General features: G+C 65.2%; 18 protein-coding genes. 11 read left to right on the top strand and 7 right to left on the bottom strand.

Annotation, left to right across the window (positions count from 1 at the left end):
* The first annotated feature begins 2 nt into the window (after positions 1-2).
* A complete protein-coding gene (locus FHR95_RS09170) occupies positions 3-1,157 on the top strand; it encodes a tRNA nucleotidyltransferase/poly(A) polymerase-related protein (protein ID WP_183314184.1) in 1,155 nt (384 codons plus the stop codon).
* Between the two features lie 3 nt (positions 1,158-1,160).
* Here the strand turns inward: FHR95_RS09170 and folK are convergent, their stop codons facing one another.
* Complete coding sequence (gene folK, locus FHR95_RS09165) at positions 1,161-1,679, bottom strand: 2-amino-4-hydroxy-6-hydroxymethyldihydropteridine diphosphokinase (protein ID WP_183314183.1); 519 nt, start codon at positions 1,677-1,679, stop codon at positions 1,161-1,163.
* Positions 1,679-2,044 (bottom strand): dihydroneopterin aldolase, encoded by a 366-nt coding sequence (folB, locus tag FHR95_RS09160; RefSeq protein WP_183314182.1) that lies wholly within the window; start codon positions 2,042-2,044, stop codon positions 1,679-1,681. The genes folK and folB overlap by 1 nt, the downstream gene beginning before the upstream one ends.
* Positions 2,045-2,212: 168 nt before the next feature.
* Here folB and plsY point away from each other — a divergent pair, with 168 nt between their 5' ends.
* Positions 2,213-2,800, top strand: coding sequence for a glycerol-3-phosphate 1-O-acyltransferase PlsY (plsY, locus tag FHR95_RS09155; protein ID WP_425485283.1), 588 nt, complete (start codon positions 2,213-2,215; stop codon positions 2,798-2,800).
* Here the strand turns inward: plsY and FHR95_RS09150 are convergent.
* Together FHR95_RS09150 and tsaD are read right to left on the bottom strand one after the other, a co-directional pair.
* Positions 2,797-2,967: a hypothetical protein gene (locus FHR95_RS09150; RefSeq protein ID WP_183314181.1), complete on the bottom strand. Its 171-nt coding sequence runs from the start codon at positions 2,965-2,967 to the stop codon at positions 2,797-2,799. The two genes, plsY and FHR95_RS09150, sit on opposite strands and share 4 nt — an antisense overlap.
* A 207-nt stretch (positions 2,968-3,174) precedes the next feature.
* Complete coding sequence (gene tsaD, locus FHR95_RS09145) at positions 3,175-4,212, bottom strand: tRNA (adenosine(37)-N6)-threonylcarbamoyltransferase complex transferase subunit TsaD (protein WP_183314180.1); 1,038 nt, start codon at positions 4,210-4,212, stop codon at positions 3,175-3,177.
* 331 nt (positions 4,213-4,543) lie between these two features.
* Here tsaD and rpsU point away from each other — a divergent pair, with 331 nt between their 5' ends.
* The 3 genes from rpsU (at position 4,544) to rpoD (ending at position 8,794) form a co-directional block, all read left to right on the top strand.
* Entirely contained in the window at positions 4,544-4,759 is a 216-nt protein-coding gene (gene rpsU, locus FHR95_RS09140) for a 30S ribosomal protein S21 (protein ID WP_013333229.1), read from the top strand.
* Positions 4,760-4,878: 119 nt separating this feature from the next.
* Entirely contained in the window at positions 4,879-6,702 is a 1,824-nt protein-coding gene (gene dnaG, locus FHR95_RS09135) for a DNA primase (protein WP_183314179.1), read from the top strand.
* 250 nt (positions 6,703-6,952) lie between these two features.
* A complete protein-coding gene (gene rpoD, locus FHR95_RS09130) occupies positions 6,953-8,794 on the top strand; it encodes an RNA polymerase sigma factor RpoD (protein ID WP_040185578.1) in 1,842 nt (613 codons plus the stop codon).
* An 81-nt stretch (positions 8,795-8,875) separates the two neighbouring features.
* On the opposite strand, the gene FHR95_RS09125 is transcribed toward rpoD, so the two are convergent.
* Together FHR95_RS09125 and FHR95_RS09120 are read right to left on the bottom strand one after the other, a co-directional pair.
* Positions 8,876-9,520, bottom strand: coding sequence for a hypothetical protein (locus FHR95_RS09125; protein WP_183314178.1), 645 nt, complete (start codon positions 9,518-9,520; stop codon positions 8,876-8,878).
* Positions 9,521-9,595: 75 nt separating this feature from the next.
* Entirely contained in the window at positions 9,596-10,534 is a 939-nt protein-coding gene (locus FHR95_RS09120; RefSeq protein ID WP_183314177.1) for a LysR substrate-binding domain-containing protein, read from the bottom strand.
* 165 nt (positions 10,535-10,699) lie between these two features.
* Here FHR95_RS09120 and FHR95_RS09115 point away from each other — a divergent pair, with 165 nt between their 5' ends.
* From FHR95_RS09115 to FHR95_RS09090, 6 genes are all read left to right on the top strand, one after another.
* Positions 10,700-12,079 carry an L-serine ammonia-lyase gene (locus FHR95_RS09115; protein WP_040185582.1) on the top strand — a complete coding sequence of 460 codons (1,380 nt, stop codon included), beginning with the start codon at positions 10,700-10,702 and terminating at the stop codon, positions 12,077-12,079.
* 326 nt (positions 12,080-12,405) lie between these two features.
* Complete coding sequence (locus FHR95_RS09110; RefSeq protein ID WP_040185583.1) at positions 12,406-13,182, top strand: ABC transporter ATP-binding protein; 777 nt, start codon at positions 12,406-12,408, stop codon at positions 13,180-13,182.
* Positions 13,179-13,925, top strand: coding sequence for an ABC transporter ATP-binding protein (locus FHR95_RS09105; RefSeq protein WP_040185584.1), 747 nt, complete (start codon positions 13,179-13,181; stop codon positions 13,923-13,925). Before FHR95_RS09110 ends, FHR95_RS09105 begins: the two co-directional genes overlap by 4 nt.
* Before the next feature lie 107 nt (positions 13,926-14,032).
* Positions 14,033-15,250, top strand: a complete 1,218-nt coding sequence (locus FHR95_RS09100; RefSeq protein ID WP_040185611.1) for an ABC transporter substrate-binding protein — start codon at positions 14,033-14,035, stop codon at positions 15,248-15,250.
* A 58-nt stretch (positions 15,251-15,308) separates the two neighbouring features.
* Complete coding sequence (locus FHR95_RS09095) at positions 15,309-16,196, top strand: branched-chain amino acid ABC transporter permease (RefSeq protein ID WP_183314176.1); 888 nt, start codon at positions 15,309-15,311, stop codon at positions 16,194-16,196.
* A gap of 4 nt (positions 16,197-16,200) precedes the next feature.
* Complete coding sequence (locus FHR95_RS09090; protein ID WP_040185612.1) at positions 16,201-17,184, top strand: branched-chain amino acid ABC transporter permease; 984 nt, start codon at positions 16,201-16,203, stop codon at positions 17,182-17,184.
* A gap of 56 nt (positions 17,185-17,240) precedes the next feature.
* Here the strand turns inward: FHR95_RS09090 and FHR95_RS09085 are convergent, their stop codons facing one another.
* A complete protein-coding gene (locus tag FHR95_RS09085; protein ID WP_183314175.1) occupies positions 17,241-18,131 on the bottom strand; it encodes a LysR substrate-binding domain-containing protein in 891 nt (296 codons plus the stop codon).
* Positions 18,132-18,174: the final 43 nt, after the last annotated feature.

Below are 18,174 nucleotides of genomic sequence, written 5' to 3'. Positions count from 1 at the left end.
CCATGCCCGAGGATCCGCACCTGCAAGGGCTCGAGGTCTACCGGGTCGGTGGGGCGGTGCGCGACGCTCGGCTCGGCTGGCCGGTCAAGGACACCGACTGGGTGGTTGTCGGCACTACGCCGGAGGAGATGCGTCGGCGGGGCTTCAAGCCGGTAGGGCGTGATTTCCCGGTCTTTCTGCACCCCGAGAGTCACGAGGAGTTTGCCCTGGCGCGCACCGAGCGCAAGTCGGGGCACGGCTATACCGGCTTCGAGGTTCATGCCAGCCCCGAGGTGAGCCTGGAAGAGGACCTGGCACGCCGTGACCTGACGATCAATGCCATGGCCGAGACCCCGGAGGGTGTGCTGGTTGATCCGCATGGCGGCCTGGCCGACCTGGAGGCGCGGCAGTTGCGCCACGTCTCGCCGGCCTTCGTCGAGGACCCGCTGCGGGTGCTGCGTACGGCACGTTTCCTGGCCCGCTATGCCGGCCTGGGTTTCGTCATTGCCGAGCCGACGCGCCGGCTGATGCGCGAGCTGGTGGAAACGGGCGAAATCAGCCATCTGGTCGCCGAGCGCGTCTGGACCGAGACCGAGAAGGCACTCACCGAGCCCTGGCCGGAGGTCTATTTCCGGGTACTCGACGGTTGTGGCGCCCTGGCGGTGCTGATGCCGGAGCTCGCGGCGGATCCGGCGGCCCTTGACGAGGCGCTGCAGCGCCTGCACCGCTTGCCGGAGGATATCGCCGCGGAGGCCCAGGCTCGCTGGCGCTGGGCGCGGCTGGTGGAGCATCTGGATGACGAGGATCGTGATGCCCTCGCCGGGCGGCTGCGGCTGCCGCGAGCCCATCGCGAGCTGGCCACTCAGGCGGCACGTACTCGCACGCTGCTGGCGCGGGTGGCACGCCATGGCCTGGACGGGGCCCGGGTAATGGCCTGGCTCGACGGGATCGATGCCTGGCGCCGCAGCGACCGCGTGGCGCCGCTGATCAGCCTGGTGAGCCTGGAAAATCCGGCGCTGGCCGAGGACCTTGCCCTGGCCTGGCGTCTGGCCCAGCAGATTCTGCCCAAGGCCCTGGTGGCGGAAGGCTATCGCGGGCGGGAGCTGGGTGAGGAGCTGACCCGGCGGCGCTGGGAGGCCATCGAGGGCGTGCTGGCCGCTACCGATGGGCGGCCCTGATGATCACTCCGCCGCAGAAATGCGCCGGCCCTGCCATACGAAGTCCACGGGCCAGAGGCGCTGATCGCCGGCCTCGAAGGCGTCCCAGTGGTGGCGGTAGCGCTTGCCGGTCAGGGGATGGCGCGCCTCCGGAAGCAGCTCAGCCAGAGGCTGCAGCACGAAGGCATGCTGGAGAATCTCGTCGCGGGGCAACTCGACCCCATCGTGGCGGCCGGTCAGCGCGCCGACGGTGAGCAGGTCGATGTCCAGGGTCCTTGGGCTGAACTTCGCCACGCCTTTGCGGCGGCCATTGGCGAACTCCAGCCGCTTGCACCAGGCCTGCAGCTCGCCCACCGGCAGGTCGCTCTCGAAGGCCACCACCAGGTTGTAGAAGTTGCGACCATCCTCGAAGCCTACCGGCTCGCTTTCGAAGACCCGCGAGATGGCAAGCGGGCCGAACGTCGCGGCAAGGGCATCCAGGCAGACGCGCACATGCTGCTCGCGCTCGATGTTGCTGCCGACGCTGACGGTGACCCGGGCCATCAGGCGCCCCCTGTCCAGTTGCCACGCTCGATGCAGACGCCTACCGCGTCGGCGCTCGGCACGGCACCGGGTTTGCGCACGGTGAGGCGCAGCCAGGCAATACCGAACGTGTCGCGCAGGGTCTCGGCCAGGCGTTCGGCGAAGGTCTCGACCAGGGCAAAGTCATGCTCGCCGGCGAAGGCGATGATGCGCTCGCTGATGGCGGCATAGTTGAGGGTCAGGTCGATGTCGTCATCGGCCGCCGCAGGGCGGATGTCGGTGCCCAGCGTCAGGTCGAGACGCAGCGTCTGGGTGATGGTGCGCTCCCAGTCATAGACGCCGATCACGGTGTCTACCTCGAGCGCTTCGATCAAGACAAGATCCATCGGGGCTCCCGGGCCGTTGGAGGTTGCGGACCGGGCGATGCGCCGGCTCCGCCTGCAGGCGCACGATTGTACGCCAGCCCGTCCTCCAGCGACACCGGTGGTGTCGGGTCTGTCGCATGTCCGCCATGGCTGGCAGAATCACCGTCTCACTCCAGCAGGAGGCCGCCCGTGGAGGCGCCATTCGACCTCATCCTGCCGTTGATGGCGATCGGCTATCTGAGCGGCACCTGGCTCGGTGCACTGACGGTGTGTCGATGGGTCGGCGTAGAGGACCCGCGACTGACCGGCTCCTGCAACCCCGGCTTCTCCAATGTCCTGCGCCTGCACGGTCGGCGTCTGGCACTGGCCACCCTGGTGGTGGATGTGGCCAAGGGCATGCCGGTGCTGTGGCTGGCCATGTGGCTGGGCTTGCCGCCCTGGGGGCTGGGGCTGGTAGGGCTCGGCGTGCTGCTGGGCCACAGCTATCCGGCCTGGCATCGTTTCCGGGGCGGCAAGGGCGTGGCCAGTGCCTTCGGCGTGATGCTGGTGCTCACGCCCTGGGTGGCGATCTGCTGCGCCGGGCTGTGGATGCTGCTGGCCTGGCGAATGCGAACGGCGGCCATCGCTTCCCTGGCCAGTGCCGCCATGGCACCGCTGGTCAGCCTTTGGCTGGCGCCGGATTTCGCCGGCGTGGTGATCGTCTTCACCCTGCTGGTGCTGGCGCGCCACGTGCTCAATATTCGCCGACTGGGCAGGGGAGATGAGCCACCTCTTTAAGCTGGAGGCTTGAAGAGCGTCGCTTCGCTCCTCGAAGCGGGAAGAAACCCTTCGCCCAAGGGGCGGATCATGCTGCCTTCCAGCTTCCAGCTTCCAGCTTCCAGCTTCCAGCTTCCAGCTTTCAGCTCTCTTAGCGTATCCATCGGCCAACGCGGCACCGTCTTCATGATGTCTGTCTCGTCGTTCTCGCCGGCCAGCAGACGCTGGGCGCTGTGACATAAAGAGCGCGATCATGACGCCCTTCAGTCTTGTGTGGGAGCTTCCAGGATATCCATCGGCCAACGCGGTACCGCCTGCATGATGCCGGTCTCATCGCGTTCGCCGGCCAGCAGACGTTGGGCGCTGTGACATAAAGAGCGCGATCATGACGCCCTTCAGTCTTGTGTGGGAGCTTCCAGGGTATCCATCGGCCAACGCGGCACCGCCTGCATGATGCCGGTCTCATCGCGTTCGCCGGCCAACAGGCGCTGGGCGCCGACATACGCGATCATGGCGCCGTTATCGGTGCAGAAGCGCCCGCGGGGGTAGTAGGCCCGGGCGTTACGCTTGGTGCACTCCCGCTCCAGGCGTTCGCGAAGGCGAACGTTGGCGCTGACGCCGCCGGCCACCACCAGGCGCTTGAGACCGGTGGCGTCCAGCGCACGGCGGCATTTGATGACCAGGGTGTCGACCACGGCTTCCTCGAAGGCGCGCGCCACGTCGGCGCGAGCCTGGTCATCGAGCTCGCCGGCCTGATCGAGCTGGCGGATGGCAGTCAGCGTGTGGGTCTTGAGCCCCGAGAAGCTGAAGTCGAGCCCCGGACGATCGGTCATCGGCCGCGGAAAGCGCAGGCGCTCGGGGTCGCCTGCCTCGGCCAGCTTGGCCACGTGCGGACCGCCAGGGTAGGCGAGCCCCAGCATCTTGGCCGCCTTGTCGAAGGCTTCGCCCGCGGCGTCGTCCACCGATTCGCCGAGCAGGCGATACTGCCCCAGGCCACTCACTTCGACCAGCTGGGTATGGCCGCCGGAGACCAGCAGGGCAACAAAGGGAAAGCCGGGGGGATCGTCCTCCAGCATGGGGGCGAGCAGGTGGCCCTCCATGTGATGGACGCCAAGCACCGGGATGTCCAGTGCCCGCGCCATGCCGTGTGCGGTGCTGGCGCCTACCATCAGCGCTCCGACCAGCCCGGGGCCGGCGGTATAGGCGATGGCATCCAGCTCGGTGCGTGCCAGGCCGGCCTCGTCGAGCACCTGCTGGATCAGCGGCAGCAGACGGCGCGTATGGTCCCGCGAGGCGAGCTCTGGCACCACGCCGCCGTATTCGGCATGCATCGCGATCTGACTGTAGAGCGCGTCGGCCACGAGGCCGCGCTCGGTGTCGAAGAGCGCAACGCCGGTCTCGTCGCAGGAGGTCTCGATACCCAGTACACGCATGATGATGGCTCGATGGTACATGGAGGGCGGCATTCTACCCTTTTTGCCCTGCCGGCGCAGTTTGTCCTGCCGGCGCAGTAGGGCTATCGCAGTTACGCAAGATGGGAGGTGCTGGACGGCGTAGTGCGGAAACGGTTTGCACGACACCGCTGTGGCGACTAGAATACTGTCCGCTGCAAGACTGGGTCGTGCACCCAGGAGCGGCCTTTCGCTTGTCACGCTTCGTTCCGGTTCGCCTGGCGATTCCGGCGCGTCTTGCGTGACGGCTCCAGGTCCTCACAAGGTGTGCGTACAAACCGAACTCTAGTTACCCAAGGTAGGTGAGTGCTTAATGCCTTCTGTCAAAGTACGTGATAACGAGCCGTTTGACGTCGCGCTGCGTCGCTTCAAGCGTTCCTGTGAAAAAGCCGGTGTTCTCTCTGAAGTGCGTCGTCGCGAGCAGTACGAGAAGCCGACTGCAGAGCGCAAGCGCAAGGCGGCCGCAGCCGTCAAGCGCCATGCCAAGAAGCTTCAGCGTGAGCGCAAGCGTTTCGAACGGCTCTATTGATCCGTACTGGAGTCGGTAGGGGCTCTACGCCCATGCCGCCTCAAGAGGGACGCCAAGCGGCTGCCTAACGGTGGCCGCTTGTTTTTGGTCTCTTCCTCTCTCTCCCGCAGGGAGCCTGAATGGCCGGTCAGATTCCTCAGCGCTTTATCGATGACCTCCTGGCCCGTGTCGACGTGGTCGAGGTGGTCGGTGAGCGTGTGAAACTGAAGAAGGCCGGCCGTAACCACTCCGGGCTCTGCCCCTTCCATCAGGAGAAGTCGCCTTCGTTTACCGTCAGTGCCGACAAGCAGTTCTACCACTGCTTCGGCTGCGGGGCGCACGGCAATGCCCTGCGTTTCCTGATGGAGTACGAGAACCTGCGCTTCCCCGAGGCGGTGGAGCAGCTCGCCGCGCGACTGGGCATGGAGGTGCCGCGCGAAGGCGCCGACGATCCCCGCGCTCAGGCCCGCGAGCGCAAGCGCAAGGAGGGGGTTAATCTGCTGGAGCTCTCCGCCAGCTTCTACCGCGAGCGTCTCAAGATGCCCGAAGCGGAGGCTGCCCGCCGGTACCTGGCGGAACGCGGGCTGTCGCCGGAGATGCAGCAGGCCTTCGCCATTGGCTATGCCCCGGCCGGCTGGGACGTGCTCAAGCGTCACCTTCTGGAGCGTGGCGTTGCCGACGCGGTACAGATCGAGTACGGCCTGCTGGTGCATCACGAGGATAGTGGGCGAACCTATGATCGCTTCCGTGACCGAGTGATGTTCCCGATCCGCGATATCCGCGGGCGGACGATTGCCTTCGGTGGACGCGTGCTGGGTGATGCCAAGCCCAAGTATCTCAACTCGCCCGAGACGCCGGTATTTCACAAGGGGCGTGAGCTTTATGGCCTCTACGAGGCTCGGCAGGCGAATCCGCGGCTCGAGCGCCTGGTGATCGTCGAAGGCTACATGGACGTGGTGGCGCTGGCTCAGTTCGGCATCCGCAATGCCGTAGCGACGCTTGGTACCTCCACCAGCGACGAGCACCTGGGGCGGCTGTTCCGGATGGTCGGTGAGGTGGTGTTCTGCTTCGACGGCGATCGCGCCGGTCGCCAGGCTGCCGCTCGGGCGCTGGAAACGGTGTTGCCGCAGATGATCGACGGGCGCCAGGCGCGCTTCATGTTCCTGCCCGAGGGGGAGGACCCCGATACTCTGGTGCGTCGGGAGGGTGCGGAGGCCTTCGAGGACCGCATCACCTGCGCCAGCCCCTTGTCGGAGTTCCTCTTCGATCACGCCGCCGAGGGTCGCGATCTGGGGTCTATCGAGGCGCGTGAACGCTTCGCCAGCCAGGTGCTGTCGGCGATCGGCAAGCTGCCGGAAGGGGTGCTCAAGTCGCTGCTGTTGACGGAACTCTCGCGACGTACTGGCGTCGACCAGACGCATTTCGAGGCGTTGCTGTCTCGTGAGGTGGCCGAGGCGTCGCCTCCCGATATGTCGCCGGCCTCGGCCGAGCCGATGCCGCCTTCGTCGGGCGAGCGGCCATCGGAAGCCGGGCGGGGTCAGGCGTCGCTGGGGCGGATGGCGCGTGCGCTGCAACTGTTGGTGCACGAGCCGGGATTGGTCGAGCGCCTGCCCGAGGATGACGACTGGTGCGACCAATCCGACCCGGAGGCAGGGCTGTGTCGCGAGGTAGTGCGCCTGCTCAGGGCGGGCGGCTATCGCAGTGCCCAGGTGCTGTTGGCTCACTTCCATGGCACGCCCGAGGGCGAGCGGTTGGCGGCCCTGGCGCGCCAGGAGCCACTGGTTCCCCGGGGGTTGCGGGGCGCCGAGCTCGATAACTGGGTGGCCTACTTTCAGCGCCATCGCCGGCAGCAGTCGCCGCAGGAGGAGTATGACGCCTTGCTGGCGCGAATGCAGGCCGGGGAGCGGCTATCGCAGGAGCAGCGCCAGCGCCTGGGAGAACTGCTTACCGAGCTCAAGGGCTGATGCAGGGGTGATGCAAGATCTAGCCATGCGTCGAGAAGTTGGTGGCGGGGTTGAATTCTCTCCTACTATCACCACATACAAAGGGCGGCCGTGAGCGGCTCAACCTGACAACCTAACACACCTGAATGACCGCGCAAATACACCGAACTGGCAGAAAGGTGGTTTCACCCGCTATACTGTTCGGCTTATCGAGTTTTCACCGCCTCAGTGCTTCAGGTGCTTCATTCTTCTTCGTCGAGATAGGGTTTCTATGGCTGGAAATGCACAGCAGCAGTCACGTCTGAAGGAGTTGATCGCGCGCGGCAAGGAACAGGGCTTCCTGACCTATGCCGAGGTCAACGACCACCTTCCCGAGGATATCGCCGACCCGGATCAGGTGGAAGACATCATCGGCATGATTAACGACATGGGTATCAGTGTCGTCGAGGAAGCCCCCGATGAAGACACCCTGATGATGTCAGATCATTCCACGGACGAGTCGGCCGCCGAAGAGGCGGTCGCCGCGCTCGCCGCCGTGGAGAGCGACGTCGGTCGCACCACCGATCCCGTGCGCATGTACATGCGCGAGATGGGGACGGTGGAGCTGCTGACCCGCGAGGGCGAGATCGAGATCGCCAAGCGCATCGAGGAGGGCACACGCGAGGTCATGTCGGCGTTGGCCTACCTGCCGGGCGCCGTGGACTCCATCCTGGATGCCTACGATGCCACCCAGGATGAAGAGGCGCCAGGACGCCTCTCCGACCTGTTCTCCGGCTTCATCGATCCCGACGAGGGGATTCCTGGCGTGGCCGAGGCCGAGGTGCCCGAGGAAGAGCCTCACGATGAATCCGAGGGCGATGCCGACGACGAGGATGCAGAGGCCGAGGAGGAGAGCTCCGGTGGCCCGGATCCCGAGGAGGCTCGCGCCCGCTTCGAGCAGATCCGCGAGCAGAACACCGCGGCGCTGGCCGCTATCGAAGCTCACGGCCGGAGCTCGAAGGAGGCCCAGGAAGAGTTGGCGCGCCTCGCCCAGCTGTTCTCGCCAATCAAGCTGGTGCCCAAGCACTTCGAGCGCCTGGTGGGGCAGGTGCGCATCAGCGTCGAGCAGGTGCGCGCCCAGGAAAAGGCGATCATGCAGCTGTGCGTGAAGAAGGCCAAGGTGCCGCGCAAGACCTTCATCAAGGCCTTTCCGGGCAGTGAGTCGAACCCCGAGTGGCTTGACGAGTTCAGTGAGGCCAATGCGAAGTACGCTGCCCGCCTGGCGCCGCTGCGCGGCGATATCCAGCGAGCCCAGCGCAAGATTGCCTTCGAGGAGGAGATGATCCAGCTGCCGGTGACCGAGATCAAGGAGGTCAACCGCCGGCTCTCCATCGGCGAGGCCAAGGCGCGCCGGGCCAAGAAGGAGATGGTCGAGGCCAACCTGCGTCTGGTGATCTCCATCGCCAAGAAGTACACCAACCGCGGGCTGCAGTTCCTGGACCTGATCCAGGAGGGCAACATCGGCTTGATGAAGGCCGTGGACAAGTTCGAATATCGTCGCGGCTACAAGTTCTCGACTTATGCTACCTGGTGGATCCGTCAGGCGATTACTCGCTCCATCGCCGACCAGGCCCGCACCATCCGCATTCCGGTGCACATGATCGAGACCATCAACAAGCTCAACCGCGTATCACGGCAGATGCTGCAGGAGATGGGCCGTGAGCCGACCCCGGAAGAGCTCGGCGAACGTCTCGAGATGCCCGAGGACAAGGTGCGCAAGGTGCTCAAGATCGCCAAAGAGCCGATCTCAATGGAGACGCCCATCGGCGACGATGACGACTCCCACCTGGGTGACTTCATCGAGGACGGCACTATCCTGCTGCCCATCGATTCGGCGACCGGCGAAGGGCTGATCGAAGCCACCCGCAACGTGCTCGGCGGTCTCACCGCCCGCGAGGCCAAGGTGCTGCGCATGCGCTTCGGTATCGACATGAACACCGACCATACCCTCGAGGAGGTCGGCAAGCAGTTCGATGTCACCCGTGAGCGGATCCGTCAGATCGAGGCCAAGGCGCTGCGCAAGCTGCGCCACCCCAGCCGCTCCGAGCCGCTGCGCTCCTTCCTCGACGAGTAGTCGTCGGGAAGGGCATTATGCCCGCCCCAACGACAAGCCCCGCCGGCGATGCCTGCGGGGCTTGTTGCGTTCGGGGGTGCGTCAGGCGGCACGACGCGCCAGGGCCCAGCGGCGGGTCAGCAGAGCCAGCTCGATCATGGCGATCAGGATCAGCGCATAGCCGAACAATTCCACCATCTCCTCGGCGGCATCCTTGAAGGTGCGCGCATAGTCGTCGCGGAGAATCGCCTGCCACATCTCGCTGCGGCCATACAGGCGCGAGAACACATAGGTGGTCAGAAAGCCGGCGGCGAACAGGCCGAAGGAGAGGCTGTTGGCGTAAGCCGCGAACTGGGCGGCGAACGCCCGGCGGTGGCGAATTACCCCGTAGAGGCTGGGCAGAATGATGGCGGTCACCAGCAGCTGCCAGGCCCCGTCGAAGACATGGGTATCGAGCAGGGCGTCCTGCTCGCGCACCAGGGAGCTGGCCACGAAGGCGAGCAGCAGCAGGCTGACCTGTGGCAGTTCGCGCAGCCCGAGCCTCACGTAGAGCAGCAGCAGCGTCGAGAGCGCCAGCAGTCCGCTCTGGGCCAGCTCGGTGAAGCCGTGCTCCGAGAAGCGGCTAGCGGGCAGGTTGAGGGCTTCGTCGTAGGCGCCTTGGGCGATGCCGGCGACCAGCAGGATATAGAGGCTGGCTCTCAGGCTGGTGGCAGCAAAGCCGATCGGCATGGGTTGGTCGGGGGGCATACGGGGAGGCATCGCGAGTCCATTCAAACAGATCATCCAGGGGGCAATTATTCTACCTTCCCGTCCCCGGCGTGCCTATTCGACCGGCATACCCGCCGAGCTGGCACGGCGCGCTTCCTCGACGATCCAGTCGTGAACAGCGGCCACCCGGCGGTCGTCCAGGGCGCCAGCGGCATGCACGATGCCGTAGCGCATGCCGGTCGCTACCCGCTTTGCAAAGGGAGCGATCAGTACGCCGTTCTCCAGCTCGCCGCGAATCAGGGTCTGGCGGGCGATGGCGACTCCCATCCCGGCGATGGCGGCTTCCATGGTCAAGTGGTTGCGGTTGAAAGTGTAGCCCCGGCGCAGGTTAAGGGGCGGGGCGTCGATGGCTTCGAGGTAGCGTTCCCATTCGGCATGCTCGTGGCTGCCGCGCCAGGCGGTCACGTCATGCAGCAGTGGATACCAGGCCAGATCAGCGGGGTGGCGAAGGGGAGGGCGCCCGCGTAGCAGGGCCGGGGCGCAAACGGGAAAGATGTGCTCCTCCATCAGCGGCGTAATGAAGAGCCCCGGGACCTGGCCGTCGTTGAGGTCGATGGCCAGGTCGAAGTCGCCGTCGCGCAGCGAGAGGCTGCTGTCCTCGGCCCTGACATGCAGCTCGATGTCGGGGAAGCGCGCTTGAAGCCGTGGCAAGCGCGGCATCAGCCACTTGTGCAGAAAGGAGGGCACCGAGCGCAGGCGGATCACCCCGCTCATCACCCCGCTGCGCAGTCGCCGCACCTCCAGGCCCACGGCCTGGTAGGCCTCGTCCACCACTGCGGCCAGTCGCCGCCCCTCCTCGGTCAATTCCAGCTGCCGTGGCAGGCGGCGGAACAGCTTGAAGCCCAGTCGCTCTTCCAGCTGCTTGATCTGCTGGCTCACCGCGCCGGTAGTGACATGCAGCTCCTCCGCTGCCCGAGTGAAGGAGAGGTGCCGGGCGCTGGTGGCGAAGACTTTCAGCCAGGCATGGGTCTGGGCGTGCAGGAGTCGGCTCATGATTTAGTAAAACTATACTATGGGCGAGATATTCTGGCTTGTTGCCGAAGCAATGCCGCACCAGCATAGAGACATCTTCAACCCAAGGCCAGTAGCGTTCAGTAGCGCTGAACCCGGAGACTGCATGCTCCGCCCGGCCATCCGTCAGTCAGCGAGGCTAGTCACATGGCAATCAGCGTCTTCGATCTGTTCAAGATCGGCATCGGGCCCTCCAGCTCTCACACCGTGGGGCCGATGGCGGCGGCTCATGACTTCGTCCAGGTACTGAAGGGGCGAAACCTGCTGGACCGTGTGACGCGCCTCGAGATTCACCTGCATGGCTCGCTCTCCGCGACCGGCAAGGGCCACGGTACCGACCGGGCGGTGGTGATGGGGCTGATGGGCGAGTATCCGTCGCGCATTGACCCAGCCATCGTGGCGCCGCGTATCGAGACGCTGCTCGCATCGCGTAGCCTGCCCCTGGATGACCAGTACGCGATCCCCTTCCACTGGACCCGTGACCTGCAGTGGCATGACGAGAGTCTGCCGTATCATCCCAACGCCCTGACCCTGGTCGCTCACGGCCACGATGACGTGCTCTATCGTAACGTTTACTACTCCGTGGGCGGTGGTTTCGTGGTCGATGAGGCGCAGGCGCGCGCCGGTGAGCTGGACAGCGATACCACGGCCTTGCCCTATGATTTCCACTCCGCCGCGGAACTGATGGCGCTATGCCGTATGCACGGCCTGCGCATCAGCGAACTGATGATGGAGAACGAGAAGGCCTGGCGCAGTGAAGCCGAGGTGCGCGCCGGCCTGTGGGAGATCTGGCAGGCCATGCAGGAGTGTGTCAAGACGGGGCTGGACGCGGAGGGTATTCTGCCTGGCGGTCTCGAGGTCCGGCGCCGGGCGGCTGCGCTGCACCGGCGACTGCAGGCCATGGACGGCGATGACAGCCTGATCGCCTCGACCTTCTCAGCCATGGACTGGGTCAACGTTTTCGCCCTGGCCGTGAACGAAGAGAATGCAGCGGGCGGGCGCATGGTCACCGCGCCCACTAACGGTGCGGCAGGCATCATCCCCGCGGTGTTGCATTACTACATGAAATTTCAGCCGGAGGCCTGCGAGCGCGAGGTGGTGGACTTCCTGCTGACCGCCGGCGCGGTGGGGATCCTTTGCAAGAAGAATGCCTCCATCTCAGGTGCCGAAGTCGGCTGTCAGGGCGAGGTCGGCTCGGCCTGCGCCATGGCCGCGGCCGGCCTTGCGGAAGTGATGGGAGGAAGCGTGGGTCAGGTCGAGAATGCCGCCGAGATTGGTCTGGAGCACAACCTGGGGCTGACCTGCGACCCGATCGGCGGCCTGGTGCAGGTGCCCTGCATCGAACGCAACGCCATTGCTTCGGTCAAGGCCATCAATGCCGCCCGCATGGCCCTGCGCGGCGACGGTGAGCATTTCGTTTCCCTAGACCACGTGATCCGCACGATGCGCGATACCGGCGCCGACATGCAGGAGAAATACAAGGAGACCTCTCGCGGCGGCCTGGCCGTCAACGCCATCGAGTGCTGACGATTGCCCGGCAGCATCGGCCTCGCGCGAGATCCGACGCGATGTCCCGACAGGGGCATCGCGTTTTTTTGCTCGATATTGTTTGCAATCTATTGATCACGCGGGCGTCTACACCATTGGTCGAGTTCGACGCTTCTCCTGTTGCCGTGCCGCGGCCAGTCCTCTAGCTTACGTAAACGTAAAGTGCAGAGTGTTCTCCGGGGCCGCCTGAACGTGTCACCCATTCAGGCCCTCGATGCCGGAACCGTCACAACCACAACAACGGCCGACAACAACGACAACAGCATCCACGGCGGATCGCCCAAGCGATCCAGAGAGGACGAACCATGACCCAGGAGTTCATACTGGAAACTCGCGGGTTGACCAAGGAGTTTCGCGGCTTCACCGCCGTGGACGACGTCAACCTGCAGGTCCGGGACGGGCATATTCACGCCCTGATCGGCCCCAACGGGGCCGGCAAGACAACGGTCTTCAACCTGCTCACCAAGTTCCTGCCGCCGACCCGCGGCGAGATTCTCTATCGCGGCAAGCCGATCACCGGCATGAAGGCCAACGAGATCGCCCGGCTGGGGCTAGTGCGCTCCTTCCAGATCTCTGCGGTATTCGCTCACATGACCGCCATGGAGAACGTGCGGGTGGCGCTGCAGCGCAAGCTGGGCACCTCCTTCCATTTCTGGAAATCCGAGAAGAGCCTCGAACACCTCAACGAGCGTGCTCTGGAACTCCTCGATGAGGTGGGGCTGCGCGAGTACGCCGACGTGCTCACCGTGGAGATGCCCTACGGGCGCAAGCGGGCGCTGGAGGTGGCGACCACCCTGGCCCTGGAGCCCACGCTGATGCTGCTCGACGAGCCGACCCAGGGTATGGGCGCCGAGGACGTCGACCGTATCGTCGAACTGATCCGTCGCGTGGCCAAGGGCCGCACCGTGCTGATGGTGGAGCACAACCTCAGCGTGGTCAGCCGCCTTTGCGACCGCATCACCGTGCTGGCTCGCGGCAGCGTGCTGGCCGAGGGCGACTACCAGAGCGTCTCGCGCGATCCGCAGGTGCGAGAAGCCTACATGGGCAGCGATGCCGCCGCGGAAGAGGAGGCCAGCGCATGAGTCAGGCAGCCGAGACGCTCACCGAGTTCCGCGACCTGGACGGCGCCGAGATGCTGCGGGTCAGCGATCTGCACGCCTTCTATGGCGAGTCGCACATCCTCCACGGTGTCGACTTCGACGTGAAGCGTGGCGAACTGGTCACCCTGCTGGGGCGCAATGGCGCCGGACGCAGCACCACGCTCAAGTCGATCATGAACATGGTCGGCCATCGTACCGGGTCGATCGTCATCAACGGTTCCGAGACCCTGAGCATGAAGCCGCACCGCATACCGCGGCTGGGCATCGGCTACTGCCCCGAGGAGCGTGGCATCTTCTCGAGCCTCGACGTCGAGGAGAACCTGCTGCTGCCGCCGACGGTGCGCAGTGGCGGGATGGGGATCGACGAGATCTACACGATGTTCCCCAATCTCTATGAGCGGCGCCATAGTCAGGGAACCCGGCTCTCCGGGGGCGAGCAGCAGATGCTGGCCATGGCGCGCATCCTGCGCACTGGGGCACGACTGCTGCTGCTCGACGAGATCACCGAGGGGCTGGCCCCGGTCATCGTGCAGGCGCTGGGCGAAGTGCTGATCAAGCTCAAGGAGCGTGGCATGACCATTGTGCTGGTGGAGCAGAACTTCCGCTTCGCCGCCCCGCTGGCCGACCGTCACTTCGTGATGGAGCACGGCCGGATCATCGAGGAGATCAGTGCCGCCGAGCTACCCTCGCGGCGTGAGCACCTCAACTCTCTGCTGGGAGTCTGACGGCGTGCCGTCCTGCCAGCAGTTCATCCACCGCAATGCATTCTGCATCGACAACAACAAGCAGCCCTTGCTGGGGCCACGGAGATGAAGCTATGACCTTCAACAGCATGACCTTCAACAAGAAAACGCTCGCCAGCAGCATCGCCCTCGCCGCTACCCTGATGGCCACCGGTGCCCAGGCGCAAATGAGCGACAACGAGGTGCGTATCGGTTATCTGGCTGACTTGTCAGGCACCTATCGTGATCTGGCCGGCCCGGGCGGTCTCGAGGCCCTGAAGATGGCCGTGGAGGACTTCGGCGGCGAGGTCAACGGCGTTCCGATCGACGTCTTCAGCGCCGATGATCGCAACAGCGCCGACGTCGGCGCCACCACCGTACGCAGCTGGTTTGACCAGGAAAACGTTGACCTGGTCGCCGGCATGGTGGCCTCCTCGGTGACCATCGCGGTGACCAATGTGCTCGAGGAGAACAACGGCCTGGGCATCGTCTCCGGTTCCGCGGCATCCAGCATCACCAACGAGCACTGCACGCCCAACCACATTCACTGGGTCTACGACACCTACCCGCTGGCCAACGGCACGGCCAAGGCGGTGGTGGAGCAGGGCGGCGACACCTGGTTCATGCTCACTGCCGACTACGCCTTCGGCCACGCCCTCGAGGCCGATGTAACCAAGGTGGTGGAAGAGAACGGCGGCGAGGTTGTCGGCGGCGTGCGTCATCCCTTCCCGACCAGCGACTTCTCCTCCTACATCCTCCAGGCCCAGGGCTCCGGCGCCGATATCGTGGGCCTGGCCAACGCCGGTTCCGATACCGTCAACGCCATCACCACCGCCAGTCAGTTCGGCCTGACCCAGTCCGGCCAGCAACTCGCCGGCCTGCTGATCTTCCTCAATGACGTCCATGCCATGGGCCTCGAGGATACCCAGAACCTGCTGCTCACCACCGGCTGGTACTGGAACATGGATGATCAGGCGCGCGCGTGGTCCGATCGCTACTTCGATCGCGTCGGCAAGCGCCCGACCATGGTCCAGGCGGGCGTCTACTCCAGCACCATGCATTATCTGGAGACCGTGGCCGAAGCGGGTACCGACGACCCCGAGACCATCCGTGCCGCCATGGCCGAGCGCCCCGTGGAGGACTTCTTCTCGCGCAACGGACATATTCGCGAGGACGGCCGCATGGTTCACGACATGTACCTGGCGCGGGTGAAGACACCTGAGGAGTCACAGGGCGAGTGGGATCTTTACGAGATTCTCGCCACCATCCCCGCCGAAGAGGCCTACCGGCCGCTCTCCGAAAGCCAGTGCGACCTGGTCAACAACTGAGCACGGGCGGAAACGGCGGCGGCTTCGGCCGCCGCCCCTCTGACGGGAGGTCCATGACATGACAATGATTTTCGGGGTGCCGTTGATGGTGTTCATGGGCCAGCTGATGCTGGGCCTGATCAACGGTGCCTTCTATGCCCTGCTCAGTCTGGGGCTGGCGGTGATCTTCGGCCTGTTGAAGATCGTCAACTTCGCCCACGGTGCCCAGTACATGCTGGGGGCTTTCGCTGCGCTACTTGGGCTGCAGTACCTGGGCATCAACTACTGGGTGGCGCTGCTGCTCGTGCCGCTGGTGGTCGGCGGGCTGGGCATGGTGATCGAACGCCTGATCCTGCGGCGCATCGCCCATCTCGACCATCTGTATGGGCTGCTGCTCACCTTCGGCCTGGCGCTGATCTTCGAGGGCAGCCTGATCAACTTCTTCGGCGTCTCGGGTTCGAGCTACCCCACGCCCGCACTCCTCGAGGGCGGGATGAACCTGGGCTTCATGTTCCTGCCCACCTACCGCGCCTGGGTGCTGGTGGCGGCACTGGTGGTCTGCCTGGGGACCTGGTTCGTGATCGAGCGCACACGCCTGGGTGCCTACCTGCGGGCCGGCACCGAGAATCCGGCGCTGATGCAGGCCTTCGGTGTCAACGTGCCGCTGCTGATCACCCTGACCTATGGCTTCGGCGTGGCACTGGCTGCCTTTGCCGGCGTGCTGGCCGCCCCGCTGTATCCGGTATCCCCGACCATGGGCTCGAGCCTGCTGATCGTGGTCTTCGCCGTGGTGGTGATTGGCGGCATGGGCTCCATCCTGGGGGCCATCCTCACCGGCCTGGCCATGGGCCTGATCGAGGGCCTCACCAAGGTCTACTACCCCGAGGCGGCCAATACCGTGATCTTCCTGGTGATGATCCTGGTGCTGTTGCTGCGCCCCGCGGGACTCTTCGGCAAGGAGGCATGACGTGATGGCTACGACTCAACAACTGACGCCCGCCATGCAGCGCCAGCGCAGTGCCCGGCTGCGTCGCAATACCCTTTACCTGGTGCTGATCGTGCTCGGCTTGCTCGCGCCGCTCGCCATCTATCCAGTTTTCCTGATGAAGGTGCTGTGCTTCGCGCTGTTCGCCTGCGCCTTCAACCTGCTGCTCGGCTATGCCGGCCTGCTCTCCTTCGGGCACGCCGCCTTCCTGGCCACTGGCGGCTACTTCACCGGTATCATGCTGGCCAGCTATCCGGGGCTGACCCCGGAAGTCGGCATCCTGATCGGCACCCTCGCTGCGGTGGTGCTTGGCACCTTCTTTGGGGTGCTGGCGATTCGCCGCCAGGGGATCTACTTCGCCATGGTAACCCTGGCGCTGGCGCAGATGGTGTTCTTCTTCTTTGTCCAGGCGCCCTTTACCGGCGGCGAGGACGGCCTGCACGGCGTGCCACGCGGCGAGCTGTTCGGGCTGATCAGCCTCTCTGACAATCTCAACATGTACTACTTCGTGTTCGCGGTCTTCGTGATCGGCTTCGCCATCATCCAGCGTGCCGTGCATTCGCCCTACGGGCAGGTGCTCAAGGCGATCCGCGAGAACGAGCCGCGCGCCGTCTCGCTGGGCTACAACGTGGATGCCTACAAGCTGGTGGCCTTCGTGCTCTCCGCCGGGCTGGCGGGTCTGGCGGGCTCCACCAAGACAGTGGTCTTTCAGCTGGCCTCGCTGACCGACGCCCACTGGCACATGTCCGGCGAGGTGATCCTGATGACCCTGCTGGGCGGTGTGGGCACCCTGTTCGGCCCGGTGGTCGGTGCCGGCCTGGTGGTCAGCCTGCAGACCCAACTGGCCCAGTCGCCGCTGGGTAACTGGGTGAGCGTGATCCTCGGCCTGATCTTCGTGGTCTGTGTATTGAGCTTCCGCAGCGGCATCGTCGGCGAGATTCAGAAGATGGTGCGCAAGAACTTCAAGTAGCTTTTGACGGCCAGTACGTTATCGGGCGCCCATGGGGCGCCCGTTTTCGTCTGGTCTCAGCGATCCGCATGCAGTCGTTCATCGATATGTGTCACCAGGTAGTCGAGGAACTGGACCACCTTGGGAGAGCGATGGCGATGACGCGGGGTGACCGCCCAGACCGCGGTATCGTCGTGACGGTAGGCATCGAGCACCGAGATCAGCTCGCCGCTGGCCAGGTGGGGGTCCACGTAATAGTCGGGTAGCTGGGCCAGCCCCAGCCCCTTGAGAGCCGCATCCAGTAGCGCCGGTCCCGAGTTGCCCTCCCAGGGTCCCGAGACCCTCACCTCGCGGCGCACACCCTCGACGGCGAAGCGCCAGTGGTCGCGCGAGCCCACCAGGCAGCGATGGCGGGACAGTTCCGAGAGCGCATGGGGTTGGGCCATCCGAGTGAAATAGTCCGGCGAGCCCACCACGTGCTCGCGACGTTCGCAGAGCCGCCGGGCGATAAGCGAGGAATCCTCCAGGTGGCCCATGCGGATCGCGATGTCGAAGCCCTCCTCGATCAGGTCGACCTGCCGGTTGGTGAAATGCAGGCGCACCCCCAGCTGCGGGTAGCGGCACTGGAAGTCGTTGATCAGGGGGGCGATGAAGCGTTCGCCGAAGGTCGTGGCGCAGGTCAGGCTGAGGATGCCGCTGGGGCGCGCCTGGAGATCCTTGACCGCCGCCTCGGCTTCGCGGAAGCCATCGAAAAGATGCCGACAGTGATGGTAGTAGTGCGCGCCGGCCTCGGTGAGGCGAATCTGGCGGGTGGTGCGGTAGAGCAGGGTGGTCCCCAGCTGGTTCTCGAGCTGACTGACCAGCCGACTGATATGGGAGCTGGAGACCTTCAGGCGGCGTGCGGCCGCGGTAAAGGTGCCCGCGCGCACCACTTCGACAAAGGCCTCGATTCGATCCCAGCGCTGCACTTGGGTCTCTCCTGACGCGATTATTGCCATGCGGCAATAATGT

The organism is Halomonas fontilapidosi (assembly GCF_014192285.1).
In the GTDB taxonomy this organism is placed as follows: Bacteria; Pseudomonadota; Gammaproteobacteria; order Pseudomonadales; family Halomonadaceae; genus Halomonas; species Halomonas fontilapidosi.
This window is presented reverse-complemented; position numbering and strand designations above follow the sequence as displayed.

What these genes read in the sequence shown, in the direction of transcription:
- FHR95_RS09170 (WP_183314184.1), top strand. Translation starts at nt 3, where the DNA reads ATGCCCGAGGATCCGCACCTGCAAGGGCTCGAGGTCTACCGGGTCGGT.
- folK (WP_183314183.1), bottom strand. Translation starts at nt 1,679, where the DNA reads ATGGCCCGGGTCACCGTCAGCGTCGGCAGCAACATCGAGCGCGAGCAG.
- folB (WP_183314182.1), bottom strand. Translation starts at nt 2,044, where the DNA reads ATGGATCTTGTCTTGATCGAAGCGCTCGAGGTAGACACCGTGATCGGC.
- FHR95_RS09150 (WP_183314181.1), bottom strand. Translation starts at nt 2,967, where the DNA reads ATGAAGACGGTGCCGCGTTGGCCGATGGATACGCTAAGAGAGCTGAAA.
- tsaD (WP_183314180.1), bottom strand. Translation starts at nt 4,212, where the DNA reads ATGCGTGTACTGGGTATCGAGACCTCCTGCGACGAGACCGGCGTTGCG.
- rpsU (WP_013333229.1), top strand. Translation starts at nt 4,544, where the DNA reads ATGCCTTCTGTCAAAGTACGTGATAACGAGCCGTTTGACGTCGCGCTG.
- dnaG (WP_183314179.1), top strand. Translation starts at nt 4,879, where the DNA reads ATGGCCGGTCAGATTCCTCAGCGCTTTATCGATGACCTCCTGGCCCGT.
- rpoD (WP_040185578.1), top strand. Translation starts at nt 6,953, where the DNA reads ATGGCTGGAAATGCACAGCAGCAGTCACGTCTGAAGGAGTTGATCGCG.
- FHR95_RS09125 (WP_183314178.1), bottom strand. Translation starts at nt 9,520, where the DNA reads ATGCCCCCCGACCAACCCATGCCGATCGGCTTTGCTGCCACCAGCCTG.
- FHR95_RS09120 (WP_183314177.1), bottom strand. Translation starts at nt 10,534, where the DNA reads ATGAGCCGACTCCTGCACGCCCAGACCCATGCCTGGCTGAAAGTCTTC.
- FHR95_RS09115 (WP_040185582.1), top strand. Translation starts at nt 10,700, where the DNA reads ATGGCAATCAGCGTCTTCGATCTGTTCAAGATCGGCATCGGGCCCTCC.
- FHR95_RS09110 (WP_040185583.1), top strand. Translation starts at nt 12,406, where the DNA reads ATGACCCAGGAGTTCATACTGGAAACTCGCGGGTTGACCAAGGAGTTT.
- FHR95_RS09105 (WP_040185584.1), top strand. Translation starts at nt 13,179, where the DNA reads ATGAGTCAGGCAGCCGAGACGCTCACCGAGTTCCGCGACCTGGACGGC.
- FHR95_RS09100 (WP_040185611.1), top strand. Translation starts at nt 14,033, where the DNA reads ATGACCTTCAACAAGAAAACGCTCGCCAGCAGCATCGCCCTCGCCGCT.
- FHR95_RS09095 (WP_183314176.1), top strand. Translation starts at nt 15,309, where the DNA reads ATGACAATGATTTTCGGGGTGCCGTTGATGGTGTTCATGGGCCAGCTG.
- FHR95_RS09090 (WP_040185612.1), top strand. Translation starts at nt 16,201, where the DNA reads ATGGCTACGACTCAACAACTGACGCCCGCCATGCAGCGCCAGCGCAGT.